A 26,291-nucleotide genomic window follows, 5' to 3' on the forward strand; every position below is an offset into this window, starting at 1 on the left:
TTATTCCTCCGTAATTTGAACCTTAAGCGTTACCTTCACATCCGGGTGCAGCTTCACCGGTACCTGCGTCACGCCCAGAGTTCGAATCGGTTCACCCAGCTCGATTTTTCGCTTGTCGATCTTAATCTTCTGTCCAGCCAGCGCTTCGGCAATCTGCTTGCTCGTAATCGCGCCGAAGAGGCGGCCGCCTTCGCCGGCCTTCGCTTTCAGCACAACCGTCATCTCTTCCAGCTTCTTGCCGAGCACTTGAGCCTCTTCCTTCTCTTGAGCCTTACGCTTCTGTTCGGAAGCCTGCTGCTGCTCCAGCGTCTTCATATTGCCCTCCGTTGCCGGACGAGCAACCCCGCGCGGGAACAAGAAGTTTGTTGCATAACCTTCCGATACTTCCTTCACTTCGCCTTTCTTGCCTTGGCCTTTCATATCCTTTATAAAAATTACTTTCATTCGAATAACCCCTCTTTCGCTTCAATGTCCTCCAACACTTCCATCAGCTGCTCCTCGGCTTCTTCCAGCGTCGAGTCCAGCTGTACGGCGGCGTTGGTTAAGTGTCCGCCTCCCCCGAGACGTTCCATAATCATTTGAACATTCATCTTGCCCATCGATCGGGCGCTGATGCCGATCTTGCCGTCTGTGCGCTCGCTGATGACAAACGATGCTTGCACATCGTTCATATTCAGCAGCATATCGGCAACCTGCGCGATCAGCATTTGCGGCATCGGCTCCCCGCTCTCCGCGACCGCAATGGCGATGTGATCATATACCATTCTAGCATGTTTTACGACTTCTGCCTTAGCGATAAATTCTGTCAGATCTTCCTTGAGCAGCCGTTGGATCAGCATCGTGTCCGCACCATGCCGCCGCAGGAAGCCTGCCGCCTCAAACGTCCTGGATCCGGTATGAAGGGCGAAGTGCTTCGTATCGACCGTTATACCCGCTAACAGCGCTGTCGCCTCCACAGGGGTAAGCGATACCCGGTCATGAATATACTGCAGCACCTCCGTAACGAGCTCGCAGGTGGAGGATGCATATGGCTCCAAGTAGATCAGCACCGCGTCGTTGATGAATTCCTCGCCCCGGCGATGGTGATCCATCACGACCACCCGGCTTGCCCGCTGCACGAGCCGCGGCTCCATCGTCATGGACGCTTTATGCGTATCCACGACAACGAGCAGGGTATGCTCGGTCATCATCTGCATCGCATGCTCCGTCGATATGAAGCGGCTGATCAAGGCCTCATCCTTGCGAACCTCATCCATAATCCGCTCAATCGACGGGTTGAGCCCCTCCAACACGATATATGCGTCCACTTTATACATCTGAGCGGCTTTCAGAATGCCGACCGATGCCCCGATCACGTCCATGTCGGGCAGCTTGTGCCCCATCACGATGACGCGGTCGCTCTCCTGCATCAGATCGCGCAGCGCATGGGAAATGACGCGAGCGCGGACCCGTGTCCGCTTCTCCACGGCATTGGATTTGCCGCCGTAGAAGGACAGGCGCTGCCCCGCTTTCACCGCTGCCTGATCGCCGCCCCTTCCCAGAGCCATATCAAGGCTGGACTGGGCCAGCTGACCGAGCTCGGTAATATCATCGGAGCCGAAGGCAAGACCGATGCTGAGCGTAAGCGGCACCTTCAGATCGGCAGTCATCTCCCGCACTTCATCGAGGATGACGAACCGACTGTTCTCCAAGAGATCAAGTGATCGGTGATTCAGCATCATCAAATAACGATCCGACGACAGCCGCCGCAGATAGACGTTGAATTCCCGGGCCCAGTCGGTAATTTCGCTGGTCACCTTCGCGATGAGCGCCGTCCGCTGCTGGTCATCCATGCCCTGGGACGCCTCGTCGATGTTGTCCATCATAATGATGCCCAGCGCCAGACGCTCATCCTCATACCGCTGACGCAGAACGACCAGCTCGGTAATCTCATCAAGATAGATCAGCCGTTCTTCGGGAATGACGGTCGCCCCATAAAACTTGTCCTCATGTGATATTTCGAGCCGAATCTCCTTAGGCTGGTTCTCCTTGCCATCCTTCTTCTCCCGCGTCTCCTTGATCGCCTTCACCAGCTGAGGAAGCAGATCCTCCAAGGATACGCCGACCAATGTCTGGTGAGGAAACATATTCACAACGAATTGATTATGCCACTCCACCGTCTTATCCTCGCTGTATAGTACGATTCCGAACGGCAATACGCTGACGGCCTCTCCCTCCACACGCCGAATGCGAAACGATAGATCGCCAATATACTCGACGAGCTCCCGCCGGAACTTCATCTCCGCTTTTAGCATCGCGTATCCGCCGATCACAGCCAGCAGCAGCCCGACCAGACCTAGAATCGTATTATAGAATGACAGGAATATGACAAGCAGAAGCACCAGCGCAAACGCCCAGACGGTGTGATAGCCGTGCCAGCGTTTCTGCAGAAATTTAGGCATGACTCATCACCCTATCTTTTGTTTTTACTAAACGCTTGACGAAGCGGGAACGCCAGATCCAGAATACCGATGATGATAGCCGGCGGGAACAGCACGATCGGAATGGCCGTGAGCAGCGGAAGAATCGGATGCCATTTCCGGATGTGGGCCAGGTAGTAGAAGAAGCCCAGCGCCTGAATCATAAAGCATATTTGCAGCAGCGGCGTCGCATTCGCCACGATCGTCTTCATGAACGCATTATCCGAGTTCACCGTTGCGATATTGATAAAGAAAATGATCAGGTAGTACCAAATCAGCGAACGCGGCAGCATCCACTCTCTGGCAGGCTTCAATTTCGGCACGGACAGTCCCATGCTGTTAAGCGTCGGACGAGCCAGCGAGTGCGTGATCACCGTCATCAGGAACGAGCTGATGATCATGGCGAACGGAACAAGCTGCAGCGTTCTGTCCTTGATCAGCTGCGTATCAATTTCCGGTCCGACGAGTTGTCCGCCAAAATTGCCTTGAACCCCCATCTCGGTCAGCGGAGCCGTTGTCATCTTCACGATTTCATCCACATACGCCGATAGGTCCATCTGGAAGAAGGCCGTACTGATCATAAGCAGCAGCAGCAATTCCACCAGCATCGTGGCCACGCCGAATTTTAATACTTGCATGGCAGCCTTTCTTTTCCGGTATAGATATCCCATCACAACCCCCGGAATCGCAAAGTAAACCGCGAACAAGAGAAAAATCGGATGAATCAACAGCGCGATCAACCATACAGGCGCAATATGAAGAATAAACGATTGTGTATTTAATGCCGTAAACAGGACCGCAACCGGCAGAACCAGAAGGAATGCCGTCACAATGGAAAAGGGGGTTTGTAGAGAGAGCAGCAGAAGCAAATAAATGATGCTCCAGGCCGCTGTTGTCCAGCGTAATTTCAATATGTTCACCTCTTACGCAAATGTTCTTCGAGTGCGGATATATCCTGGTACCAATCCTCAAGCTGATGTCCTTCCTGCTTGTGCTTCCTCAATTTCTCAAGCAGGAGATCGTCCAAATCGCGATAGGTCATACCCAGCCTTCGGCCTAATATGTAGGAGCTCATCATCAGGCTTACCAAACTATCTCCAACTTTAGTAGTGCTGCCTTCCCATAGGGCTTTGAATAACCGAGATACATTGTCAATGACTTCGGTTTTCAGCCATTCAATCACTTTGGCGCGTTTAGCTACATCCAAGTCCTTTGGCATATTTGGCATATCCATCTCTCCCCGAAAACAGCTTTATTCTCCATTATAGCATAAATAAAATTCACCCACATAAAGTCCCCCGGCCCTTGGCTTGCCGGGATTCCGGCAGCTGCTTGTCATCTGCTCCCTTCTCTGTGTCTCCAATTATCCTTCTAATATTCCCGTGTATGAAAAATAGGGCGTGATACCTACGTATTCACCGCGGTTACACGCCCTGCCACTTATCCTAAATTATACCGAGGTTCGAGCCCCTTGGGACTCCAACGTCTCCTTTGAAACAAACCGCTCACAGTATTCGATAATAAGACTCCTGCGCACGATTCCGATAAAACGGTTCATGTCATCCACAACCGGCACAAAGTTCTGCACCTTTGCCAAATTGATTAAGTCTTCCATCCTGGCATCGATGGATACCGGCTTAATGTCCATTCGGAACGGTACGTCCTTCAGCAGAAATTTTGAAGCGTTCTCAAATGTGATTTTGCCATCGGAATTCTTCATGTGCCAGAGCAGATCGCCTTCCGTCACCGTGCCTGCGTACTGGCCGTTCTTATCCAGCACCGGTACCGCCGTATAACGGTGGTATTCCATGCGCTCCAGCGTTTGCCTTAGCGTGGAATCCAGGGTGAGGCAGACCACTTCCTGTTTCGGTAATAGAAAAAACGCGATATTCATAATGCCTTATCCTCCTTATGACCTTTCCCATCCCTCAGAATTAAGGCCATTTAAGTAACCTTGCCCATGTTGGTTGGACAAGCAGGTTACTCCTCTCTCCTACCCACTATCATACATACGCAGCCCACCCGTGTCCCGATTCATAAGCATCAGGACACAAAATCAGCAGCCAGACAATCCGGACTGCTGATTATGGTGAGAAACGCGTGTTAGGAACGTTCCGGACGATGCCGGTCTATAGTTTACTGCAATTTTTGCTTCTCAGCATCCTTCGGCTTCAGCAGCTGGTCGGATGGAGTATCCGGGTTCATCCAGTTGTCAATCATGTCTCTAGCTTCTTCAACATCCTCCATGTCAGGATCGTTGTAATAGACCCCTCCAATTCGCATGCCTTCTCCCATGATCGTAAAGCTGGTCATATCGACTTTAGGCCCGGTCAGCATTTGCTTCGCCAAATCAATAATGAACTTGGGCTGCATATCCGTCTGGAAGTTGTCACCCATGATCGCGATCAGTTCAGGTACCTTGCCAATCTGATCAGGCTGCTTCAGCCGCTTGGCGGCCATATCCAGAAATACCTGCTGGCGTTTAGCCCGGTTGAAGTCGCTGTCCTCCCGGTAACGGACGTAGTTCAGCGCTTCCTCACCGCTGTAAATCGGCTTGTTCGCCTTGACCGTAAACTTCTCGTGGTCCTTGCCCTTATTGACGATATCTTTGCCGATCGGCAGCTCCACGCCGCCCATGGCGTCCACGACATCCTTCAACCCTTGGAAGTTAATCGACGCATAGTAGTCGATATCTTCATCAAGAAATGCCTCCATCGTATCTTTGGCCATCTGGTGGCCGCCGAATGCAAAAGCATGGGTGATCTTGTCTTTCTTGCCCTTGCCGATAATATCGACATAGGTATCCCGCGGAATCGATACAAGGAGTACCTTGGATTCCTTCGGACGGACCACGGCGTAGATCATCGTGTCCGAACGCGCGGGTTCGTCCTCTCGCTGGTCACTGCCCAGCAGCATGACCGAGAAAGGCTTGCTTTGGAGCACGACAGGCTCCGGTTTTTTGTCGCCTTGCAGCGGCTTATATGACTTTTGCAGCGAGTCCTCAACGTCCTTCGCCATAAACAGATCGAAAGCAGCTACGATAAGCTGGGTACGGAATAAGTAGGCTGACGATCCGAGGAGGATGAGAACTGCCAGTGTGATATATATTGATTTCCTCTTCATGAGATTAGATTCCTTCTTTATTATAAAATAAATTGATGAATGAGTCAGTTCCAATCAGGGGCAGTATGCTCCCAAAGCAGCTAGGCTCACCCTCCCTTCCTTATATAAACGGGATTGAATCCCGTTGACGCATGGCAACATCATGCGTGTTCAGAATTGGCACACCATCTATTGTAAACCACATCCCTGTCGGATGTGAACCCTCTCACTCACTTTTACAAACTTGCCAATTGATGTGAATCCTTAGAATTGCCCGGTGTATACAAAAGAGCAGCCGTTGTTCCCGCATTGAGAAACCAATCATCCAGCCGCTCTTTCCATGTTAATGTTTTTTTGAATCCATAGTCAAACAGCTTGCGCGTCGCCTCGAACCGGGCTTCCTTCGAATCAGTTCCCATGACGACTGCAATAAGCCGGCTGCCCTGCTTTTCGGCCGTTCCGGTGAAGCAATAGCCCGCCTTAGGCGTATATCCGGCCTTTAGTCCGTCGGTTCCCTCATACGAGTAGGGTCCGCCGATTGAAGGCAGCATCCAGTTCGTATTGCTTAAATATAATCCTCGTCCACTGAGCTTCATCTGCGCCTTGCTCGAGGTGGTCAAAATGTCCGGATGATGCTCAATCAGATGGGCGGCAAGCTTCGCGGTGTCCACGGCGGTCATCATGGTCTCATCGTCTGGTGACAGCGCTTGTGAGAGATTCGAACCGCTCTCCGCACCGGAAGCATTGGCAAATCTCGTTTCGCTCGACAATCCGATCTCTTTCGCCTTGGTGTTCATTCGATCAACGAAGGCCTTCTCCGAGCCGGCCACATGCTCCGCAAGCGCAACGGCCGCGTCATCAGCGGAATAAACGGCCATGCTCTGAAAAAGCTCGCGCACCGTCAGGGTCTCACCAGGCTTCAAATCGATATTGATGCCCTGGACATTACCCGCATTGTCGCTGATCACGACTTCATCGTCCCACGCTCTTCTTCCGGATTTGATTTCATCCAGAATGACCAGCTCGGTCATCAGCTTGGACATGCTTGCAGGGGGCAGCGGCATATCCCCGTTTTTGCTCAGCAAAATATGGCCTGTCGTGATGTCCATCAAGACGACCGCTCTGGCGTCAACTCTCGGTTTAAATGCTACCCGTTCTATATTTAATATAAATACGGCCACGAGGGGCACAATTATCAGCAACATGAACCCGAACCAAAGCCACCGTTTATTCATCGATTTCGCCCTCCATAATAATAGACGGTTCAAACGGTGTTTTGGTCTGCGTTTTTTTGAAAAAAATTTAAGGGAATTTATGTATATTCCGTGAACTTCCGTACTTCTCTCTATCCCAGTCTCTATTCTTCTAACCCTCTCCCAATTCTCCCTAACTCGGCGAAAGAGCTTAACCTAGGTAGCAAATCCTAGGAAATATGAGCTTGGTTTGTTATAACAGCATGGAACGTTTACCTTGCAGGCAGCATATAACGGAGGCAACTAAATCAGTAGTTGCATGCATGGATCCTACTAAAAAAGGACTTCCTGTCAGTCTTTAGACTGAAGAAGTCCTTTTTGGATTCTGATACCGTAATAAAACAAGAGGATTTTGTCAGAATCGGGTTAAAGCGCAAGTCTTATATAATGAGAACCTGTTAAGCCGATTTTCGTTTGCACCTTATGCGTAGTGGCAAGCCACAAAGTGATCATTGCCGACATTACGGTATTCCGGCACCTGCTGCTTGCACAGATCGGAAGCAAGCGGACAGCGGGTGTGGAACTTGCAGCCGGACGGCGGATTTGCCGGGCTCGGAATGTCACCCGTCAGCACGATGCGTTCACGCTTCAGCGTCGGATCCGGAATCGGAACGGCGGAGAGCAGTGCCTTCGTGTATGGATGCAGCGGGTTGCGGAACAGCTCTTCCTTGCTGGCCATCTCAACCATCGATCCGAGATACATAACCCCGATCCGGTTGCACAAATGCTCGACAACGCTAAGATCATGGGAAATGAACAGATACGTGAGCTGCTTCTCGCGCTGCAGGTCGCTGAGCAGGTTAATAATCTGCGCCTGGATGGACACATCCAGCGCGGAGACCGGCTCGTCTGCAACGATAAAGTCCGGATTCAGAATGAGCGCGCGGGCAATCCCGATCCGCTGCCGTTGTCCACCGGAGAATTCATGCGGATAACGCTCATAGTGATACGCGGCAAGCCCGCATATTTCCAGTGTCTCAATGACCTTATCCTTGAGCTGTCTGCGGTTTACAAGACCATGGTCGATGAGCGCTTCGCCAATGGCTTCCCCTACCTTGATTCTCGGGTTCAGCGAGCTGAACGGATCCTGGAATACGATCTGCATCTTCGGCCGCATCGCGCGCATTTTTTCCTTGGGCAATGCATGGATGTCCTCTCCGTTGAACAACACTTTGCCGTCCGTCTTCTCGAGCAAGCGGAGAATCGTACGTCCGATCGTGCTCTTGCCGCAGCCGGACTCGCCTACAAGTCCGAAGGATTCACCCTTATTAATGGTGAAGCTGACGCCGTCGACGGCTCTAACATCACCGATTCGGCGCTGGAGTATGCCGCCGGTAATGGGAAAGTATTTTTTTAGGTTATCAACTTCAAGTAGTGCCTGACTCATTATGCTTTCCCCTCCTCTTCATACAACCAGCAAGCGACCTTATGGCCGTTCGGATCGGTACCGAGCGGAGGCTGTTTCTCTTTGCAGATCTGCATGCAGAATTCGCAGCGATCATGGAAATGGCAGTTGTCGCCTAGATCAACCGGGTTCGGTACTTGACCCGGAATCGAATAAAGACGCTCCTGGGTCTGATTGATGACCGGCTTCGCCTTCAGCAGGCCCTTCGTGTACGGATGCTTCGGTTGCTTGAAGAGCTCGATAACCGGAGCCTCTTCAATCACTTTGCCGGCATACATTACAACGACATAGTCGGCCATTTCGGCTACAACGCCGAGATCATGCGTGATGAGCATGATGGACGTCTTGAATTTATCCTTAATGTCACGCATCAAGTCCAGAATCTGGGCTTGAATCGTCACATCGAGCGCCGTCGTTGGCTCGTCTGCGATGAGCAGCTTCGGATTACAGCTCAGCGCAATTGCGATCATAATCCGTTGACGCATGCCGCCGCTAAGCTCATGCGGATAAGACTCAAAGATTTTCTCTGCACGCGGAATGCCGACCAGGTTAATCAGCTCGATCGCACGCTTCTTCGCTTCTTTACGGTCCACAAGCTGATGAAGCAAAATCGGCTCAACGATCTGCTCGCCAATCGTCAGTACAGGGTTCAAGGAAGTCATTGGCTCCTGAAAGATCATTGCGATATCATTACCGCGGATCAGACTCATTTCCCGTTTGCTCATCTTGAGCAGGTCCTTGCCTTCATATAAAATCTCCCCGCCGACCGGGGGAACATCGATCAAACGCATCAGTGACATTGCCGTCACGCTCTTGCCGCAGCCCGACTCGCCGACGACGCACAGGGTTTCGCCTTCCCGGATTTTGAAGCTGACATCGTCGACGGCTTTCACGGTACCTGCGGAGGTTTGAAAATGCGTTTTTAAATTGCGGAATTCAACTAATTCTTTTGCCATATTCGCATCTCCTACTTCTTCATTTTCGGGTCAAGTGCGTCGCGAAGTCCATCACCGATCAGGTTGATTGCAACTACGGTAACCAGAATACACATACCTGGCGGTATCCACAGCCACGGCCGCTTTCGGAAATCGATCATATTGTTGGCGGCGGAGAGCATATTCCCCCACGACGGCGTTGGTGGAACAACACCAATTCCGAGGTAGCTCAGTGCAGATTCGTAAAGAATCGCTCCTGCTACACCCAGTGTTGCGGATACAATAATGATTGGAATCGTATTAGGAAGCAGATGGCGGAAGATTTTCCGGCGATCTTTCAGTCCCAAAGCTTCGGTAGCTTGCATAAACTCCTGCTCGCGAAGTCCTAAGATTTGACCGCGAACGAGACGGGATACACTACTCCATCCCAATACACCGATAATCAGCATCAAGAAATAAATACGATCCGAAGGCTCCACCTTCAGGTCCGACAAGATCGTACCCAAGATAATCAGGATCGGCAGTGTAGGTATTGCCATAAAGATATCAGCTATACGCATGGTCAGCGTGTCTACCCATTTACGATAAAAACCCGCTATAGCTCCCAAGGTTGCTCCGATAATTACCGAAATGCCTGTCGCAACAAGCCCAACCAAAAGAGATATTCGTCCAGCAAGCATCATGCGTAGCAGAATATCGCGCCCCAGTTTATCGGTGCCCAGCCAATATTTCGAGCTTGGAGGTAAGTTCTTATCAAGCTTATTGTAATCGTACAGGTCATAAGGTGAAAAAAATGGGCCAATAAAACAGAGCAAAAACATAAATACAACTATAAAAAGTCCGATGACAGCAAGACGGTTTCTGGCAAAACGGCGAATAGCAATTTGCCATGGGGAATCCGGCCGCTTCTTCGGAACTGGTAGATTCGTTTTTAATGGTGCAGTCTCTGCGGACAAGTGAATCTCCTCCTACTTTAAGCGAATTCTTGGATCTGCAGCTCCATATAGAACGTCAGACAATAGGTTGCCCACAAGTGTCAAAACGGATATGAATACTGTAAAACCAAGCATGAACGGATAATCCCGCATATTGATCGATTCCAGATAAACTTGACCGACCCCTGGCCAGATGAAAATCTTCTCCAGGATGATGGCTCCACCAAACAAGGATGGGAGCTCGAAACCAATGAGAGTAATGGCAGGTAGCATCGCATTACGCAGCGCATGCTTGAAAATAACCGTACGTTCCTTCAATCCCTTTGCACGGGCTGTACGGATATAATCCTGACGAATAACCTCCAGCATACTTGTACGGAAATACCGCGTCAAACTACCTGTGCTAAGCATCGTAAGTACCATAACCGGCAAGAACATATGCCATGCAATATCGATCAGTTGATCCCATGTGCTTCCGTTCAGTCCCGAAGTCTTCATTCCGCCTACAGGAAACCATCCTAAATCCAAGGCAAAAAACTTGATAAGCAGGAGTCCGATAAAGAAAGACGGCAGTGACATGCACAAGAAAATTAGTAATGTGACGATTTTATCAAACAATGAGTACTGAAACTTTGCTGAGAACACGCCAGCAAAAGTAGCTATAATCCAACTGAAAATTAAACTAAAAATTGCTACAAAAAAGGAATTCCATACGTAGTTATTCATTACGGTTGTAACTGGTTGCTTGTGCACAAGGGAATCTCCGAGATTACCCTTTATCATATTGCCGACCCATGTAAGATAACGTTCTACAGGCGGCTTATCCAAACCATAAATTTCCCGAAGCTGAGCTGCTTTTTCAGCAGTCATCGTCGGGTTGTTCACTGCAGTGATATAATCACCTGGTACCAAAGATGATATTGCAAATATGATAATCGAGATCCCGATCAATGTCGGGATAATCTGCAGCAGCCTCCGGATAATGTACTGCTTCATAATATTCCTCCCGGCTTATAAGTGCATATGCCCAGCTCTTGCGAGCTGAGCATATGTTTCTTGATGCTATTGTTCAATTTCTGCTTTGTACAGATCAATTGCAAAGTTTTTGTAAGGCGTGATGTCAATGCCTTTCAATCTAGAGTTAATTGCCCACATATCACGTCTTTGGTAGATCGGAAGATCTGGAACGTCTTGGTTCAGAATCCGATATGCTTCCGCATAAGCCGCTTTACGCTCTTCCAGGTCAAAGGCGTTCAGACCTTTCTTCATAGCTGCATCATATTCAGGATTAGAATATCCGAGGTCATTTTGCTGTCCATCTGTGATATAAACCGTGGAGTCTGGATCCGGAGTCAAGCCCCAAGCAGCAAAGAACATTTCGAACTCGCCTTTATCCTTCTTATCCATGATTGCGTTAAAGTCCAAAGTTTCAGCTGTTAATTTTATGCCCAGATCTTGGTAGTTCTTTGTCATAATCGGAATCAGTGCATCAATTACCGGGTTGTCAGCCGTTGCAGAGAAATGAATCTCGAATTTCTTGCCGTCTTTCTCGCGGATACCGTCAGCACCTGGAACCCAGCCTGCTTCATCAAGAAGCTGCTTTGCTTTCTCCATGTCAAACTCGTACGGCTCAATGCCTTCATTCGTGTAAGCCCATGATTCGCTCGATTGTGGAATATTGATTACATTCGCATATGGACCATAGATGATTTCAACAATTTCAGCACGATTCAAACCGTAGAGCAAAGCCTGACGAACTTTTTGATCTTGAAACTTAGGATCTTTATGGTTCAGCGCTACATAGCCGTAACCATTGTATGGGAACATATTATAATCCAAGAAGCCCATTAGCTTCACAGCTTCTACGTTATCCTCGCTAACGGATACCATATCCATATCGATTTCACCGGATTGGAACATAGCCAATTTGGTTTCATCAGTTGTAGTTTTGTAAATGACATTCTTGATTTTTGGTGCGCCCAAGAAATAGTTAGGATTAGCTTCTAAAACTACCTCTTGTCCAGGAGAGTAGCTTTTCAGTACATATTGACCACTGCCGATTGGTTTGGAATGCAGGTCTTTCATGTACTCCAGGTTGCCGTGCTTGTAATCTTTGCCGTAGTAGGATTCCGGAACAAAAAACACAGTACCCAGATTATCCTTAGTCATTGCATTTGCTTCTGTAACTTCGATTTCAACGGTATGGTCATCAATGACTTTAATACCGGAAATCTCGTCAGTTTTACCATCGTAATACTCTTTTCCACCTTTAACGTTAACGGAGAGAATATCGGATTGACCGTCGTAACTCTTGTCATGTAAAACTTTCATGGCGAAAGCATAGTCTTTTACAGTAACCGGTTCGCCATTAGAGTATGTCACACCCTGCTTCAATTTGAACGTGTATTTCAATTTGTCTTCGGATACTTCAACGCTCTCAGCCAGGCGATTATTGTAAGTGCCATCCCCGTTCAGAGAGAAGAAGCTGTCAAAAATGGCGTCTACAACGTAACGGTCATACGCAGTCTGCCAGTAGAATGGGTTGAACACCCCTTTAGGGGCTGTCATACCAACGATCAGCGTATCTTTGCGAGCCAGAGCATTTGCCGGGTTCGCGGAAGGATCCTCAGCCTCGAAATAACCTTGGCTCTCGTCCTGTCCTTCAGCTGGCGGTTCTGTTTCTTTGCCTTCGCCTTCGGCAGGTGGAGTCTGCTCAGTTTGCGTGTCCCCTTGGTTTGGTTGTTCTGCTGTCTGACCGCCGCCGCACGCTGCAAGAACCAAAATGGCCATGAGCATGATGGCAAGCAGTAACGACATTCTCTTCTTCATGCTAATCCTCCTCTTAAAATATAATGATGCTATAAATTATCAGGACGAATATTGAAATCATCCTTAAATAATTTCGGCCTCGGATCGGACTCGTGGATGTCAAAGCATGATGTGAAATCCGCTGAAAGATTTACAGAAAATATACCAATGGTCAATTAGTGCCAAAGTCTCTAGCAAAATCTTCTTGCCTATAAAATTAATGTTATGATACGTGTAAAATTAGGTAACGTCAATTACTTTTTTTCAAATTTCTCAAAAAACATGTTTTTAAGGTCATTTTCGGGGTTAATAAATACTTTTAATCGCTTACTTTACCCTTCGTTTACTGAAAATGTATGTAATTTCAAGTCCATTTTACATTTTATAGATAATGTTATATATACGCTTTCGACATTTGTGTCAACTTATATTACACAGGTATATAAAATTACCCAATATCCGATTCAACACCCTGTAACCATCTTCTTTTCTGTCAAAAATAAGTCAGAAAACATTCCATCATGATGCAATAATCCGTGATAATATAGTTGGACCTATTTCCGATGTTAAATATTGTTCTCCACTAACCAAGCAGGGCTAGGAACATAGGCCATCCGAAGTTGTTCCAGATCGCCCGCCTCAACAAAAAACAACCCGGGATCGGTTCCCGGATTGTTTCGATTGCTGCAGTTCATAGCGTCTGATCAAGTACATGAAAGACTTCATACTTACGAACTAAACGCTTTTCACCCATGCCTGCTTCAAATCCATCTCCTCGATGCACTGCTGGTGGTCATGAGAATCATCGGCGATCAACGGCGTGACCGGATATATCCGCATCGAACCCCGGTATGTTCCAAGCAGTGGTTGCAGTGCACGCACTCCCTTTAGCTCTGGATCCAACCACTTCTCCATGCTTTCCTCCGACAAAATCGCCGGCATACGCGCGTCGAACTCCCGGATCGCCTCGTTCGCTTCCGTCATAATCACCGTGCAGGTTCTCATTTCAACACCTCTTGCATCCCGCCATGTTTCATACAATCCGGCCATGCCAAAAATCTCGTTGTTTCCAACCACAGTCCGAACCGCGTAGCTTCGCTTCCCTACGGTTCTCCAGTAATACAAACCATTGCAGGGAATGATACACCGACGTGTATCAACGGCTCTGCGGTAAGTAGGATTCTGATCCACCGTGATCAGATCCGCATTCACCGCGTCCTTTCCCCAGTAAGGGACCAGTCCCCAACGATACTCGTCAAGTGCCCTTTCTCCTCCCTCCTGGACTACTACAGGCACAGACTGCATCGGGCTAATATTGTAGCGGCTCTTATAGTAATACATCACGCGGCTGATTCCAAAATAGCTGTTCACTTCTTCAAGACCGGCGGAAATGGAATACCTTCTGCACATAGCCATACCTCCTTTTCCCTTTAGCATCTGGATAAATGAGGTTGAATATGCATCATTCGACGGTCGCTCCGTTTCTTCCATTTGATGTCCGATTGTATTCTAGGAGTGGACAGGTAATTTGAAGTCACCATTTGTAAATTTTATGGTAATTCTCATTTTACTTTCTTTTGAATAGAAGAATAACCAAAGGTACTTTTCATGTATACTCACAATAGACACCCTTATTCTTAAAACAGCCTTTGCAGGTTTGTGCTTCTTGTGCCTTCGATATAAGTTTCTCTAAATGAGGTGCCATTGTAATTGGCCATTTGGTTTTTCCATGCTCTATATTAGTACATATATAATAGAAGGAATTTTTTTAAAGACACAAAATAATCTCTGCATCTCACTACAAATCTTCAGCCATACGAAACCACCATTTGGGGAGGATGTATTTCACTCAATAGACACTGTCCTCTATCAATAGACACTATTTCATACTTTAAAACTGGAAAGCTTTAGTATACCCTCGCGTCACAAAAGCAATTCATGAAAATTATGTCTTCTCAGAGAAGACAAGATTCCTCCGAAAAGACATGCTGAACTTGTTCGGTATTCCTAATGCAGAATAAAATTATTTCATGATTGCGACGAATATTCCGGAAAAATGTCTAACTACTCAGAAGCATGATCGTGTTACAAGACGAACGAGTATCCGCAACGTCACTTGAATAGATGCAGGCCGTGATCGATCGGAGTCGAACATAACAAATACAAATACAAATAATAATACAGATAATACAAGTCTCTGTACGGTCATCCCTTCGTTCCAAGAATGCTGGCCCATTAAGCCTCGGCTTATCCCTGAGGACAAGGAGCCCAACTTAATCAACACAGAGGCATTATTTTGGGGGAGGTTCCGAGACAACAGCCGAATGGGTACCCGAACAAAAAAAGCGGCCCAGCCTATCAAGGCTGAACCGCTTCTGTAACCGAATTACTCGGTTGTGTATGGAAGCAATGCGATTTGACGGGAGCGTTTGATCGCAATCGTCAGAGCACGCTGATACTTCGCGCTGGTACCTGTTACACGACGAGGCAGAATTTTTCCGCGCTCGCTGATGAATTTCTTGAGCAGATCGGTATCTTTATAATCAATGTGAGTGATCTTGTTCACAGTGAAGAAACATACTTTACGACGCTTGTTGCGGCCGCCGCGGCGTGCCGGTCTTTTGTCGTTGTCTCCGCCTTCTCTTTGTTTAAAAGCCATGCGTTGTCAGTCCTTTCCGTATTAAAATGGCAAATCATCATCCGAAATATCGATCGGTTTTCCTTCATCGGAAAAAGGATCCTGATTGTTGCGCGAGAAGTTGTTGCCCCCGCGGTTTCCGCTGCCGCTTCCTCCGCCGAACGATGACTCCTCACGGTTTCCGCCGCCTCCGCCTTCACGGTTAGACTCCAAGAAACGAACATTATCGGCAATGACTTCGGTGACGTATACACGCTTACCTTCGTTATTCTCGTAATTCCGCACTTGAATGCGCCCTTCTACGGCCGTCAACCGGCCTTTACGCAGATAGTTGGCACAAGTCTCCGCAAGCTGTCTCCAGGTCACGACCGGAATGAAATCCGCCTCGCGCTCCCCGCCTTGTCCGGTAAACGGACGATCTACAGCAAGTGTAAATTGTGTGACAGCGACTCCTGAAGGCGTATATCTAAGCTCCGGGTCCCGAGTCAGTCGGCCAATCAAAATGACACGGTTCAACAATCCAATCCCCTCCTTTAGAACGAAATCAATTACAAAGACTTCTCGTATTAAGCAACGTCGTTCGTGATGAGATAACGAATAACTTCGTCAGAAATCTTCATGAGACGCTCAAGTTCTGCTACAACATCTGGTGTTGCGTTGAAGTTAACCAGAACGTAGACGCCATCACGGAATTTCTTGATCTCATACGCAAGGCGGCGCTTACCCATTACTTCGTGCTTCGTAATTTCTCCGCCGTTGGAGATGATGCCTTGGAATTTTTCGACTGCAGCTTGAACAGCTTCTTGTTCAATGTCAGGACGAATAATGTACATCACTTCATATTTGCGCATATATTTCCACCTCCTTATGGACTTCGGCCCCCAATCTAAGTTGAGAGCAAGGAGCGAGCCTAACTCGCACCATAATACTATACCAGAACGGATGATCGGATGCAAGTTTCTTTTCCCTTATCGCAGGCTGCTCCCTTTTCGGTTTTCTTGAGGTCTCTTCCCTATTTTTCCGTGCTTATCTCACTTTACCTGCCATGCATTCCGGCCTTCCGGCACATGCTAACAAATGCAGTCCATCCAATACGTTAAGGGAGGGTTCCATGATGGGAGAACAGACTGAATTCCGCGGAGGAGATAAGGCTCCGAACAACGGCATCTATATGGAAGTCGGTGTAAGAGACCACATAATGGGGATCGAGAATCCGCGTCAGATCAAAATGGAAAAAGGCGACACATTCCCGGAAACGCAAAATGATGACCGAGTATGGCTGAATAAGCGCCGGGTTCAACCTAAGTAAACAAGTACATCCTGCCCCAAGCCCGCAAACGACTAATTCCACCGCTTGCGGGCTTTGCCAGCTTTGTTGACGAAATTATGGTGCAGCAGCTTAGTACAACAGCCAACTGCATTGCGCGCCTAGCCAAGCATGGAATAGGATCCGCTCAAATGTTGTTGATCCACTTTGTTTTTTGGTATATTTTCCCATCCATGCAGATTTGCATAGGAATCCGTCTTCCTGCACATATTATCATCAGGCGGTGCATGAGAGAGGTGTGGTTCCGTTGGACGTTGCAGCTGAACGACGCAGAATGGTTTCTGATATTCACACGTATTGCAAGCGGAGGACATAAGCGAACTGGCTTGACCTGATGGACAAGTTTTAGCTGTTGTCGATGGTTTTGCAGCATGTGTTGATGAGATGAGGATTCCAAAATCACAAGCACCGCCTACCCAGAAGGAAGGACCCGTATGGGTCCTTCTTTTTTAATGCTGTTTGTGCCCATCCTGTCATGCTAAACATGGTTATAACCGTCCCTTCGTTCAGCCTGGTCTCTAAGCAAGGAACCTGAATCCGGAGTTATGGATCTCCAACTGGATTGGAATTAAACTCGGCATTGTACTCGGATCACGGCATTCGGAATTCGGTCTATCATAGGAATGGCAAATGGGCGTGATTCAGGAAATGTCATTGCGTGCCCTTTATCAAAAAAACACCCTCATCACGATCGGGAGACAATCCCTGTTCATGGTGAAGGTGTTCTGTTATGCAGTGATTCTTAGATCGCCTGCCTTATGTACCACTAATTCCTCTATATTCATAACAGCGGAGCTTGAATATAGTTGGTGGCGGAAAGGGTGGGATTCGAACCCACGCACGCCTTGCGACGCCTAGCTGATTTCGAGTCAGCCCCCTTGGGCCTCTTGGGTACCTTTCCACAGCAGAATTGATTATATCATGAAAATAAGGCTTGGTCAATACCTGTTCTTATTCGATCCTGAAACACCGATCCAATAGCCATTTAACCTAAAGAGGCTGAAGGCGCGAAATGGTTACGCCTCCTCTGCCCCTTCCTGCTCCTGAGCTGACCTCAGCACCTTCTTCATATTTTTCTCGAATTTGGCTCTCGGTATCAGCACACTATGCTGGCACTTCGTACACTTGATCCGGATATCCATCCCCATGCGGATTATTTCCATCTCATTATTCCCGCAAGGATGCGGCTTCTTCATCTGTACGATATCCCCTAGTTGAAATACCTTACGCTCCATCGCTACCGCTCCTCCGTAATCAATCACATCTTATCTATTATATATCATCGAATGCCGACATGATCAAGCCTGGGCCCGTTCCTGACCTTTATCCCGCGCTTCAATGGCTTGCTTAATATCGGTTAAAATCCGCCGTTCGACCGTTTCCCGCGCGTTCGGATTACATTCGGCAGCAATGCGCACCACATACTCGGAGGTGCTCAGCGATTGGATTCCCAAAACATCCGGCGTTCCCTTAACATCCGGACACCGGTCCATAATATTGCTGAGCGCAGCCTGAATGAGTGTGATTGTGTCTTGTAGCTGCTGTTCGTTCTTGACCGGCAGATCGACCACGGCAAGGGAATTGGAGAGGGAAAAGTTCGTAACGCTCGTGATTAATCCGTTTGGAATAATATAAATTTCTCCGTTGAAGCCTCTTACGCGTGTCGTGCGCAAGCCAATAACCTCTACCGTCCCCCGGTATTCTCCGCTCTTAATGACGTCCCCTACGGCAAACTGATCCTCGAAAATAATGAAGAACCCGGTAATAACGTCCTTCACCAAGCTCTGAGCACCAAAACCGATTGCAAGGCCCAACACACCGGCACCGGCCAATAGCGGACCAAGCTTGAATTGGAACTCCGCCAGAATAATCAGGATCATGACAAAGTTACATACAAACGAGGTTACATTTTTCAGCAGCTCCCCTACCGTTACAAACCGCCTTGCATTGACTTGGATCCGGCTTTTTTCCTGTCTTAGCAGAAACCGATCGATCATTTTATAAACAATACGTATGACGATCCGAGTTAGGATGAAGATGATGATGACCCGGATAGCGGACGAAAGAATGTGCATCCACATCACTTCATTCGTTAACCATGCCCAAATCTGATCTTTCAACTGCAATGCCTCCTCTCCCATTTGCTCAAAATTTTCTGGATCAGCTGGATTCTCTGTCAGATAGCCCATTGCCTTCATTCGTTATTTCCTCCCTAATCTTCGATGTTCACATAAATCTGGTTGTCATTGAGAGCAAATATTCCTCTGATCTCCACTTGCTCCCGCCTGATGATATCTTGAACCTCATTTAACGCATCAGGCGGAAATTGAATCGACAATGCGCATCCTGCGGTAATTTCCTTCGGAGTCGGAAACAAATCAATTTCGATATCCGCATACTCCAGCAGCATCTCGGCACGCAGCGCCTGCTGGGTGGAATCAAAAGCAATCAGCATGGCTTCCTCCACGGCTTTATCCCTCCATCTATCAGTCCTTGTATTCAACCACCCAGCCGCTCATTCACTTCCTTACCTCTCTTCCTTCGCTTTCCACTCTATTACGTAAGCCTCTGCCCTCTATTATTGTATTGCCACTATCTAAGAGATTTATATATGATATTCACCTTTAACATGAAGCCAAGCATTGAGCCGTTGAACGGCCGAGCCTTTCCCCGTTCAGCCTGGTTTTGGGATTTTGAAAAGGACCTCTTCTTAATATTTCATGGCATCGCAAAGTATAAAAACAGTCTTTCATCCATATACTGATACTACCAAATGCAGACGAAAGGAAGATTCTATGAACAGGCTATCTAAAATAACGTCTCGTTCTGATACCCCGAGCTTGAAAATATCCCATACCGATCCTGATATTCACTCTGCCATTATTCATCGCTTGCTCTTCCATCTGTCGGATGTCCGCGTCCAACAAAGGCCGCTTGTCATTGTCTGCATCGGCACTGACCGTTCAACCGGCGATTGCCTTGGACCGCTAGTCGGCACCTCTCTGGCACGTTATAATAGTCCGTTGTTCCATCTATACGGTACATTGGACGAGCCTGTCCACGCCATGAATTTGAAGGAAACACTGACTGCAATCTATGAGAAATTCGACAACCCCTTCGTCATCGGCATCGATGCCTGCCTTGGCCAATCCTCCAGCGTCGGATCGATTCAGGTATCGGATGGACCGCTCAAACCTGGTGCCGGCGTGCATAAAGAATTGCCGCCGGTTGGCGATATCCATGTAACTGGCATCGTCAATGTCGGCGGCTTTATGGAGTACTTCGTATTGCAGAACACGCGTTTAAGCTTAGTCATGCGGCTGTCTGATATCATTTCAACCTGTCTATTTGCCGGGATCAAGGAATGGCATCGTTCTACCCTTCTTGCAGCGCAAGAGTAAGTGCCTCTTTCTCCTCCGGAGACAATGGATATTTGGATTGTCCATCTTTGAGCGGCTTGGCATACACATACGAGCTCTCCCGGTTATGAAGACCGGTCAGAACAATCCCTTCCTCTTGATCGCTAACAATAGCCAGGGAGAAGCTCATTTCGTTTCCACGTTCTCCGAATGCATTATAGCGAACAATGCCAACCCGTGATTTCATTCCTTTCAGCTTTCGGTTAATCGAATCGAGCATTTTCTGGTGATCGGCATGACCCTCTTCAATTTCATCCATTTGTACCTTCAATTGAACCAGCAAGCTTTCCAGATCCTCGACTCCGCTCCCTGCCATCATAGCATCATAACGGCGACGCATTCCCCGAAGCTTTGCCCCTTGAACGATGACCGTAATCCATAAGATCAAGATGATCATGATCATTAAGACGACAAACCAATGCAGCTGTTCCATGATCAATTCATTTAATTCAGTCATGCTTTCTTCCTTCCTCTTCTCCATCTTGATCTCTATACTCAGCCATGAATGTCTGCCATAGCCTGAAGCATAAGGCTAATTTCCTCCGGACGGGTCGTTATACCGACACTCGCCCTAACTGCACCCATCCGTTCCGTGCCTGCTGCCATATGCGCAAGCGGCGTACAATGATAGCCGGAACGAACAGCTATCCGATACTCCCGATCTAATCGAAAAGCTATTTCCGAAGCGCTGTATGTATCCGATACGAAAGCCACAATTCCCGTCCGCGCTTCCCCCTGCCCCGGTCCAAGTATCCGAATCGATGGCAGTGCAAGCAGCCCCTCCATCAGCACCTGTGTAAGTTCCCATTCATGCTGGTATATCTGTTTTGGCGTCAGCTCCAGCACTTTATGCACTCCAGCCTGAAGGCCTGCGAAGCCGACGGTATTCGGAGTCCCCGCTTCGTACCGATCCGGACGAATGGTCGGCTGTTCCAGCGCCTCCGATTGGCTGCCCGTCCCTCCATGCAGAAGCGGCTCCAGATCAATATCAGGCGACAGATACAGTCCTCCTGTCCCCTGCGGACCGAGCAGCCCCTTATGTCCGGGGAAAGCGAGCATCCCGATATTCATGTCCTCTACATGAATATCCAGCACACCTGCACTTTGGGCTGCATCTACGAGAAGGACAGCACCTTTCTTCTTAGCAAGCGCCCCTAACTCTTCCAATGGAATAATAGATCCGAGCAGATTGGAGCTGTGACTGCAGACGATAAGCCTCGTATTTGAGCGAAAAGCCGACTCCACCTCCTGCAGCCTCAACTCTCCTTTTTCATTAACCGCCACGTAGTCTACCTGCACTCCCCGTGTTCGCTTCAAATATTCCAGCGGGCGACGCACGGAATTATGTTCGATCATCGTTGCAATCACGTGATCTCCTTCTCGCAAGTATCCTTTAATCGCTAAATTCAGCGCCTCTGTCGTATTGGATGTGAGCACGATATCATTAGGATTTTTAACTCCGAACAAAGCTGCCAATGCCCTTCTAGTCCCATACAACACACGAGAAGCCTTCACCGCCATGGCATGACTCCCCCGTCCGGGATTGGCTGCAGCCTCCTCCATCGACACTCTCATTGCTTCCAACACTTCGGGAGGTTTCGGCCATGATGTTGCTGCATGATCCAGATAAACGATTGAGTCCACGTTCGCCGCTCCTTCTCAACCCGAAGTTACGTTTCTTTTGAAACCCTTGCTCTCCATCAAATCAAACACATTAGCCTTGACCATTCAACCACAATGTTCATAACTATACTCGTCACACTTTCCCATACGAGCCCAGCGATTCACCTAAGACCTTGCTTCTCACAAATTCTCGCCTTTTCTTTACAGCAAGAAAATTCACATCATTGCATTCGTTCTAATAGGGTTAAACAAAGACATATCTATTTCCCGCTCCGGGAACATCGACATGTCTTTGGTTTTAAGCACGACAACGCAACGATTCTGTTGCACGTCCTCTCGATCTTACGGGCGCTCACCTATTATACAGGATCCTGCACCTGAATTATTTGCAATTTTGATAACTATTACCGAATTATTGGAGCATCTCCAGCAAGCGTTCCAAGTCCTGTTTGCTGTAATAATTCAGCTCGATTTTCCCCTTGTCTTTGTTATGCTTGATTTTCACCGTCGTCTTGAACCTTTCTCTCAAGCTTTCCTCAAGATGGTCAATATACGGATCTTTCTTCTTCGTTTTAACCTTACTCTTGTCAGCCGGTTTACGATCCAGGTTCTTAACGGCCTCCTCCAATTCGCGGACACTCCACTCCTGTTCCACGCATTGCTTAGCCAGCTGCTTCACAAGCACCGGATCTTTAATTCCGACGATCGCTCTTGCGTGTCCCATAGACAATGTTCCACGTGAAACATTTTCCTTCACTTCCTCCGGAAGAGACAGCAACCGCAGAAAGTTGGCGATATGTGAACGGGATTTACCGACCTTTAGCGACAGCTCCTCTTGCGTTAAGGAAAATTGTTCCATCAACCCTTGATAAGCCACTGCAATTTCCATCGCGTTCAGATTCTCCCGCTGCAGGTTCTCGATCAATGCTATTTCCATTACCTGCTGATCGCTGAATGAACGGACTACGGCAGGAATGGTCGCTTTGCCGCAATATTGAGATGCCCGGAACCGACGCTCTCCGGCGATGATTTCGTATCCCTTTAGGACACTGCGTACAATAATCGGCTGAATAACACCATGCTGCCGGATGGACTCTGCCAATTCCTGAATAGCTTCATCGTTGAACGTCTTGCGCGGCTGGTACGGATTCGCTCGCAACTGAGTCAGCGGAATTTCCACAACCTTGTCATCCTCATGAATAGACAAAGAAGGAATAAGCGCATCCAGCCCTTTTCCTAAACGTTTACTCATACGAGATCACTTCCTTTGCCAGCTCCAAGTATACTTCCGCTCCCTTTGAACGAGGATCATAGGTCATGATCGATTGTCCGTGGGATGGCGCTTCACTCAAACGAACATTTCTTGGAATAATCGTACTGTACACTTTCTCTTGAAAATACTTCTTCACTTCTTCAATAACCTGAATGCCGAGATTGGTCCGGGCATCCAGCATCGTCAACAGCACACCTTCGATCTTCAGCGATGTATTCAGGTGTTTCTGAACGAGACGAACCGTATTCAGCAGCTGGCTAAGCCCTTCCAATGCGTAATACTCACACTGAATCGGAATAATGACCGAATCGGCTGCCGTCAACGAATTAATCGTCAAAATCCCGAGCGATGGTGGGCAATCAATGAGAATATAATCGTATTGGGGTTTGATCAGCTGCAGCGATTTCTTAAGACGCACTTCACGGGAGATCGTGGGAACCAGCTCAATCTCCGCGCCAGCCAATTGAATGGTTGCCGGTATGATGTCGAGCCCCTCTACGTTCGTCCCACATATAGCGTCCTTCGGGTGTACTTCATTGATGATAATATCATAAATGCAATTTGCAACATCGGCTTTATTAATACCAACCCCGCTTGTCGTGTTGCCCTGGGGGTCTATATCCACCAAAAGCACCCGTTTGCCTAGCGTAGCCAATCCAGCTCCCAGATTGACGGAAGTCGTCGTTTTGCCGACACCGCCCTTTTGATTTGCTATGGCAATAATTTTAGACACTCATTTCACCTCAATGTAGGAAGACTCTTCTAAGTAGTCGCAATAGATGATACACAGCCCGAGAGCCGGATATAGATCATATGAACACCCCCAAATCAATAAGCAGATCCGGGTCATTCATCGATGAAAAAAAAGCAATACAGATATACAAGCTTTTCATCTTTAAACGAAAGCTGTATTTCTGGCTGTGGATGATACCGTTCAATAACGACAAGATTCAGCCCTCCTGAATCGGAAGGTTGAATATTGCCGGCATCATTTTTTTATATTGGATATAACGCTGATAGTTTATCGAAAATTCACAAACGACCAATATGAGGGTGCCAACGAAACGTAAAGGGCTTACTTTCGACTTGAACCGAAATCATCCCGGAATGCCCCTATTCCATTAACGCTTAAGTCAATGAAACAGGGAGCAACAAGCCTCGGATTCAAACACCTCGTTTATGCTCAATAGAAAAAGCGGCACGATGCATACCGCCTTTACACCCGATTAACGTTTAGGTATTTTGATCACGATTTCATAATGATCTTCATGATCGTTCTCTGTTGTCTTGATGGCCATGCCTGAGCCTGAAACCATATCAATCGATTGACGGATCGTATTCAGTGCTAGACGAACGTCCTTGCTATAGGAGATCCGTTTGGCCTTCTTCATCGTTGTTACCTCTTTATAGAAGGCAATGCGCGCCTCCGTCTGTTTCACATTCAGTTCCTTGGTGATGATCTCATCCAACACCTTCAGCTGGGTCTCCTCATTGTCCAAAGAAAGCAGTGCACGCGCATGGCGCTCCGTGACTTTACGTTCCATTAATGCTGCTTTGACCGGTTCCGGCAGCTGCAGCAGACGGATTTTGTTAGCAATCGTCGACTGGCTCTTGCCAAGTCTCTGCGCCAAGCTTTCCTGTGTTAATTGATGAAGGTCGATCAGCTTCTGATAAGCAACGGCCTCTTCAATTGAAGTAAGCCCTTCGCGCTGCAAATTCTCGATCAGGGCAATCGATGCTGCCTGAGAATCGTTGAACTCCCGAACAATAGCCGGAATCGTATCCAGACCCAGCTTCTTAACCGCACGCCAGCGGCGTTCCCCGGCAATGATTTCATACACGCCGTTACGGACCCGGACAACGATCGGTTGAATCACTCCATGGGTTCTAATCGTCTGGAGCAACTCATCAATTTTCTCATCATCAAATATCGTCCGCGGCTGGTATGGGCTGCTGACAACCTCGTTGACCGGGATTTGTTTCACTTCATCCCCTTGGTTACGCTCTGCCGCCAAGCCAAACAACTTCGAAAATTGTTCTTTCATTCCGTATATTACCACCTAATTTCATGATAGCATGGATGAGCCCCCGACAATCATCAGAGCCGGCAAATACCGGCAGGCAAACTACCGCCCTGCAGTTTACACTGCTAGCCTCGGCACCCCATATCCCCTATATGTGGAAGCCGCTTATGTAGTAATAGAGCCAGGCATTTCCCTGCAAAAACATACTTCATGCAAATTGAGAACCAACGCCATCATCATCTTCGCTGGGCGCACTTCTCTGAAAAGCCGCATTCAACACGACTAATTCTTGAAAGATACAACAGGAGGTAATATCATGATGTCATTACATTGAATATCTAACAAGAATAGATCTATACCTCTACTCGTGCAGCAAACCATCGTGAATAGGACGCCTTCAACAAATGGACATCGCTGTCTCAACAGCTATTCTCCGTCGCTGTGTGGTAGCCGTTCGTCTGCACGAAGCAAGGATGGGCGAATCACCTTGATCGAACCTTTCGGTGCCCATCAAAGAACGGGCTAAGTCAGCCCGCCTGCTTGTATAATGCTACGATTCTATTCTACCACTTTTTGTTCTATAACTCTATTCTCCAAAATCACCTTTTTTCCTGCATTTCTCGTTTTGATTAGCACTCATTTATGTGAAATCTCACAAAACAATAACACTCATACCTTCCTATTTGAATAAAGGCATAGTCGGTTTTTATCCTAAGTGATTGGTAAGGTAGATTCATAGTTTTTGTGAATTCCTTCATAAGTAGAAGTTTCGTTCCTCTACAATGGGTTTTCCCCAAAATGTTCCATGCTGACTGCGTAATGCCCGCCATATCACTTAAGGCTGGAAATGGGCGTCAGGCATCACGCAGCAAATAGGTGATGGTTTATTGCTTTGGTTAAAGTAACATGCTATCAGGCTTCGAATTTTATGTTGTTTTATACTCCTATCCTTCATACTTCATTCTTCATACTTCCTGCACCATGTTAGTCACCTTATTTTTGCCGATGATCAACTCCACTCCCTCCCTATCAAATGTTTCACGTGAAACATTTGCATAATTTCTACCAACTAGCGGATCGTAGTCACTTT

At 47.8% G+C, this 26,291-nt stretch carries 26 protein-coding genes and 1 tRNA gene; 2 read left to right on the forward strand and 25 right to left on the reverse strand.

Going from position 1 to position 26,291, the window contains the following annotated elements:
- From rplI to rpsF, 16 genes are all read right to left on the reverse strand, one after another.
- Nucleotides 1-444 (reverse strand): 50S ribosomal protein L9, encoded by a 444-nt coding sequence (gene rplI, locus NSQ46_RS30170; protein WP_007129200.1) that lies wholly within the window; start codon nt 442-444, stop codon nt 1-3.
- The gene (locus tag NSQ46_RS30175; RefSeq protein ID WP_007129201.1) at nt 441-2,441 is read right to left on the reverse strand and encodes a DHH family phosphoesterase; all 2,001 of its coding nucleotides are present in this window, start codon (nt 2,439-2,441) and stop codon (nt 441-443) included. Before NSQ46_RS30175 ends, rplI begins: the two co-directional genes overlap by 4 nt.
- An 11-nt stretch (nt 2,442-2,452) precedes the next feature.
- Complete coding sequence (locus tag NSQ46_RS30180) at nt 2,453-3,370, reverse strand: DUF2232 domain-containing protein (protein WP_007129202.1); 918 nt, start codon at nt 3,368-3,370, stop codon at nt 2,453-2,455.
- Between the two features lie 5 nt (nt 3,371-3,375).
- A complete protein-coding gene (locus NSQ46_RS30185; protein ID WP_028406241.1) occupies nt 3,376-3,678 on the reverse strand; it encodes a MazG-like family protein in 303 nt (100 codons plus the stop codon).
- A 231-nt stretch (nt 3,679-3,909) separates the two neighbouring features.
- Entirely contained in the window at nt 3,910-4,353 is a 444-nt protein-coding gene (locus NSQ46_RS30190; protein WP_007129204.1) for a CBS domain-containing protein, read from the reverse strand.
- 242 nt (nt 4,354-4,595) lie between these two features.
- On the reverse strand, nt 4,596-5,582 hold the full coding sequence (locus NSQ46_RS30195) for an LCP family protein (protein ID WP_007129205.1): 987 nt from the start codon (nt 5,580-5,582) through the stop codon (nt 4,596-4,598).
- A 215-nt stretch (nt 5,583-5,797) separates the two neighbouring features.
- The gene (locus NSQ46_RS30200; protein ID WP_342575897.1) at nt 5,798-6,796 is read right to left on the reverse strand and encodes a D-alanyl-D-alanine carboxypeptidase family protein; all 999 of its coding nucleotides are present in this window, start codon (nt 6,794-6,796) and stop codon (nt 5,798-5,800) included.
- 439 nt (nt 6,797-7,235) lie between these two features.
- Nucleotides 7,236-8,201, reverse strand: a complete 966-nt coding sequence (locus tag NSQ46_RS30205; RefSeq protein WP_007129207.1) for a dipeptide ABC transporter ATP-binding protein — start codon at nt 8,199-8,201, stop codon at nt 7,236-7,238.
- Nucleotides 8,201-9,175: an ABC transporter ATP-binding protein gene (locus NSQ46_RS30210; protein WP_007129208.1), complete on the reverse strand. Its 975-nt coding sequence runs from the start codon at nt 9,173-9,175 to the stop codon at nt 8,201-8,203. The genes NSQ46_RS30205 and NSQ46_RS30210 overlap by 1 nt, the downstream gene beginning before the upstream one ends.
- Nucleotides 9,176-9,186: 11 nt before the next feature.
- Nucleotides 9,187-10,110 carry an oligopeptide ABC transporter permease gene (gene opp4C, locus NSQ46_RS30215; RefSeq protein ID WP_007129209.1) on the reverse strand — a complete coding sequence of 308 codons (924 nt, stop codon included), beginning with the start codon at nt 10,108-10,110 and terminating at the stop codon, nt 9,187-9,189.
- Between the two features lie 12 nt (nt 10,111-10,122).
- A complete protein-coding gene (locus tag NSQ46_RS30220) occupies nt 10,123-11,085 on the reverse strand; it encodes an ABC transporter permease (protein WP_007129210.1) in 963 nt (320 codons plus the stop codon).
- Nucleotides 11,086-11,151: 66 nt separating this feature from the next.
- Nucleotides 11,152-12,918 carry an ABC transporter substrate-binding protein gene (locus NSQ46_RS30225; protein WP_007129211.1) on the reverse strand — a complete coding sequence of 589 codons (1,767 nt, stop codon included), beginning with the start codon at nt 12,916-12,918 and terminating at the stop codon, nt 11,152-11,154.
- Nucleotides 12,919-13,632: 714 nt separating this feature from the next.
- Nucleotides 13,633-14,307, reverse strand: a complete 675-nt coding sequence (locus NSQ46_RS30230; protein WP_342575902.1) for an SOS response-associated peptidase — start codon at nt 14,305-14,307, stop codon at nt 13,633-13,635.
- Between the two features lie 976 nt (nt 14,308-15,283).
- Entirely contained in the window at nt 15,284-15,556 is a 273-nt protein-coding gene (rpsR, locus tag NSQ46_RS30235; protein WP_006207333.1) for a 30S ribosomal protein S18, read from the reverse strand.
- Nucleotides 15,557-15,577: 21 nt separating this feature from the next.
- Nucleotides 15,578-16,054 carry a single-stranded DNA-binding protein gene (ssb, locus tag NSQ46_RS30240; RefSeq protein WP_007129213.1) on the reverse strand — a complete coding sequence of 159 codons (477 nt, stop codon included), beginning with the start codon at nt 16,052-16,054 and terminating at the stop codon, nt 15,578-15,580.
- A 47-nt stretch (nt 16,055-16,101) separates the two neighbouring features.
- Nucleotides 16,102-16,386: a 30S ribosomal protein S6 gene (gene rpsF / locus NSQ46_RS30245; RefSeq protein WP_007129214.1), complete on the reverse strand. Its 285-nt coding sequence runs from the start codon at nt 16,384-16,386 to the stop codon at nt 16,102-16,104.
- 263 nt (nt 16,387-16,649) lie between these two features.
- Between rpsF and NSQ46_RS30250 the strand changes: the two genes are divergently transcribed.
- On the forward strand, nt 16,650-16,844 hold the full coding sequence (locus NSQ46_RS30250; RefSeq protein ID WP_028406519.1) for a YjzC family protein: 195 nt from the start codon (nt 16,650-16,652) through the stop codon (nt 16,842-16,844).
- Nucleotides 16,845-17,672: 828 nt separating this feature from the next.
- Here NSQ46_RS30250 and NSQ46_RS30255 read toward each other — a convergent pair.
- From NSQ46_RS30255 to NSQ46_RS30270, 4 genes are all read right to left on the reverse strand, one after another.
- Nucleotides 17,673-17,763: transfer RNA gene (locus tag NSQ46_RS30255), tRNA-Ser, on the reverse strand.
- Nucleotides 17,764-17,878: 115 nt separating this feature from the next.
- Nucleotides 17,879-18,097 (reverse strand): DUF951 domain-containing protein, encoded by a 219-nt coding sequence (locus NSQ46_RS30260; RefSeq protein WP_007129216.1) that lies wholly within the window; start codon nt 18,095-18,097, stop codon nt 17,879-17,881.
- Nucleotides 18,098-18,160: 63 nt separating this feature from the next.
- Complete coding sequence (locus NSQ46_RS30265) at nt 18,161-18,982, reverse strand: mechanosensitive ion channel family protein (RefSeq protein ID WP_232239404.1); 822 nt, start codon at nt 18,980-18,982, stop codon at nt 18,161-18,163.
- A 92-nt stretch (nt 18,983-19,074) separates the two neighbouring features.
- Nucleotides 19,075-19,329, reverse strand: a complete 255-nt coding sequence (locus NSQ46_RS30270) for a DUF3343 domain-containing protein (protein ID WP_040738345.1) — start codon at nt 19,327-19,329, stop codon at nt 19,075-19,077.
- Between the two features lie 328 nt (nt 19,330-19,657).
- On the opposite strand from NSQ46_RS30270, the gene yyaC reads away from it, so the two are divergent.
- The gene (yyaC, locus tag NSQ46_RS30275; RefSeq protein ID WP_342575923.1) at nt 19,658-20,263 is read left to right on the forward strand and encodes a spore protease YyaC; all 606 of its coding nucleotides are present in this window, start codon (nt 19,658-19,660) and stop codon (nt 20,261-20,263) included.
- On the opposite strand, the gene NSQ46_RS30280 is transcribed toward yyaC, so the two are convergent.
- The 5 genes from NSQ46_RS30280 to noc all read right to left on the reverse strand — a co-directional run bounded on the left by NSQ46_RS30280 (nt 20,238) and on the right by noc (nt 25,222).
- Entirely contained in the window at nt 20,238-20,738 is a 501-nt protein-coding gene (locus tag NSQ46_RS30280) for a DUF4446 family protein (protein WP_007129220.1), read from the reverse strand. The genes yyaC and NSQ46_RS30280 overlap by 26 nt on opposite strands.
- 38 nt (nt 20,739-20,776) lie before the next feature.
- Nucleotides 20,777-21,925, reverse strand: a complete 1,149-nt coding sequence (locus NSQ46_RS30285; RefSeq protein ID WP_251535897.1) for an aminotransferase class V-fold PLP-dependent enzyme — start codon at nt 21,923-21,925, stop codon at nt 20,777-20,779.
- A gap of 391 nt (nt 21,926-22,316) precedes the next feature.
- Nucleotides 22,317-23,156, reverse strand: coding sequence for a ParB/RepB/Spo0J family partition protein (locus NSQ46_RS30290; RefSeq protein ID WP_028406523.1), 840 nt, complete (start codon nt 23,154-23,156; stop codon nt 22,317-22,319).
- Complete coding sequence (locus NSQ46_RS30295; protein ID WP_007129223.1) at nt 23,149-23,910, reverse strand: AAA family ATPase; 762 nt, start codon at nt 23,908-23,910, stop codon at nt 23,149-23,151. Before NSQ46_RS30295 ends, NSQ46_RS30290 begins: the two co-directional genes overlap by 8 nt.
- Before the next feature lie 493 nt (nt 23,911-24,403).
- Nucleotides 24,404-25,222: a nucleoid occlusion protein gene (noc, locus tag NSQ46_RS30300; protein ID WP_007129224.1), complete on the reverse strand. Its 819-nt coding sequence runs from the start codon at nt 25,220-25,222 to the stop codon at nt 24,404-24,406.
- Nucleotides 25,223-26,291: the final 1,069 nt, after the last annotated feature.

It is taken from the genome of Paenibacillus sp. FSL M8-0142 (assembly GCF_038597315.1).
GTDB lineage: Bacteria > Bacillota > Bacilli > Paenibacillales > Paenibacillaceae > Paenibacillus_AQ > Paenibacillus_AQ lactis.

What these genes read in the sequence shown, in the direction of transcription:
- NSQ46_RS30280 (WP_007129220.1), bottom strand. Translation starts at nt 20,738, where the DNA reads ATGACTGAATTAAATGAATTGATCATGGAACAGCTGCATTGGTTTGTC.
- NSQ46_RS30225 (WP_007129211.1), bottom strand. Translation starts at nt 12,918, where the DNA reads ATGAAGAAGAGAATGTCGTTACTGCTTGCCATCATGCTCATGGCCATT.
- NSQ46_RS30205 (WP_007129207.1), bottom strand. Translation starts at nt 8,201, where the DNA reads ATGAGTCAGGCACTACTTGAAGTTGATAACCTAAAAAAATACTTTCCC.
- rplI (WP_007129200.1), bottom strand. Translation starts at nt 444, where the DNA reads ATGAAAGTAATTTTTATAAAGGATATGAAAGGCCAAGGCAAGAAAGGC.
- NSQ46_RS30260 (WP_007129216.1), bottom strand. Translation starts at nt 18,097, where the DNA reads ATGGAGCGTAAGGTATTTCAACTAGGGGATATCGTACAGATGAAGAAG.
- NSQ46_RS30210 (WP_007129208.1), bottom strand. Translation starts at nt 9,175, where the DNA reads ATGGCAAAAGAATTAGTTGAATTCCGCAATTTAAAAACGCATTTTCAA.
- NSQ46_RS30290 (WP_028406523.1), bottom strand. Translation starts at nt 23,156, where the DNA reads ATGAGTAAACGTTTAGGAAAAGGGCTGGATGCGCTTATTCCTTCTTTG.
- rpsR (WP_006207333.1), bottom strand. Translation starts at nt 15,556, where the DNA reads ATGGCTTTTAAACAAAGAGAAGGCGGAGACAACGACAAAAGACCGGCA.
- NSQ46_RS30195 (WP_007129205.1), bottom strand. Translation starts at nt 5,582, where the DNA reads ATGAAGAGGAAATCAATATATATCACACTGGCAGTTCTCATCCTCCTC.
- NSQ46_RS30190 (WP_007129204.1), bottom strand. Translation starts at nt 4,353, where the DNA reads ATGAATATCGCGTTTTTTCTATTACCGAAACAGGAAGTGGTCTGCCTC.
- NSQ46_RS30185 (WP_028406241.1), bottom strand. Translation starts at nt 3,678, where the DNA reads ATGCCAAAGGACTTGGATGTAGCTAAACGCGCCAAAGTGATTGAATGG.
- NSQ46_RS30175 (WP_007129201.1), bottom strand. Translation starts at nt 2,441, where the DNA reads ATGCCTAAATTTCTGCAGAAACGCTGGCACGGCTATCACACCGTCTGG.
- noc (WP_007129224.1), bottom strand. Translation starts at nt 25,222, where the DNA reads ATGAAAGAACAATTTTCGAAGTTGTTTGGCTTGGCGGCAGAGCGTAAC.
- NSQ46_RS30230 (WP_342575902.1), bottom strand. Translation starts at nt 14,307, where the DNA reads ATGTGCAGAAGGTATTCCATTTCCGCCGGTCTTGAAGAAGTGAACAGC.
- NSQ46_RS30250 (WP_028406519.1), top strand. Translation starts at nt 16,650, where the DNA reads ATGGGAGAACAGACTGAATTCCGCGGAGGAGATAAGGCTCCGAACAAC.
- yyaC (WP_342575923.1), top strand. Translation starts at nt 19,658, where the DNA reads ATGAACAGGCTATCTAAAATAACGTCTCGTTCTGATACCCCGAGCTTG.
- NSQ46_RS30200 (WP_342575897.1), bottom strand. Translation starts at nt 6,796, where the DNA reads ATGAATAAACGGTGGCTTTGGTTCGGGTTCATGTTGCTGATAATTGTG.
- rpsF (WP_007129214.1), bottom strand. Translation starts at nt 16,386, where the DNA reads ATGCGCAAATATGAAGTGATGTACATTATTCGTCCTGACATTGAACAA.
- NSQ46_RS30220 (WP_007129210.1), bottom strand. Translation starts at nt 11,085, where the DNA reads ATGAAGCAGTACATTATCCGGAGGCTGCTGCAGATTATCCCGACATTG.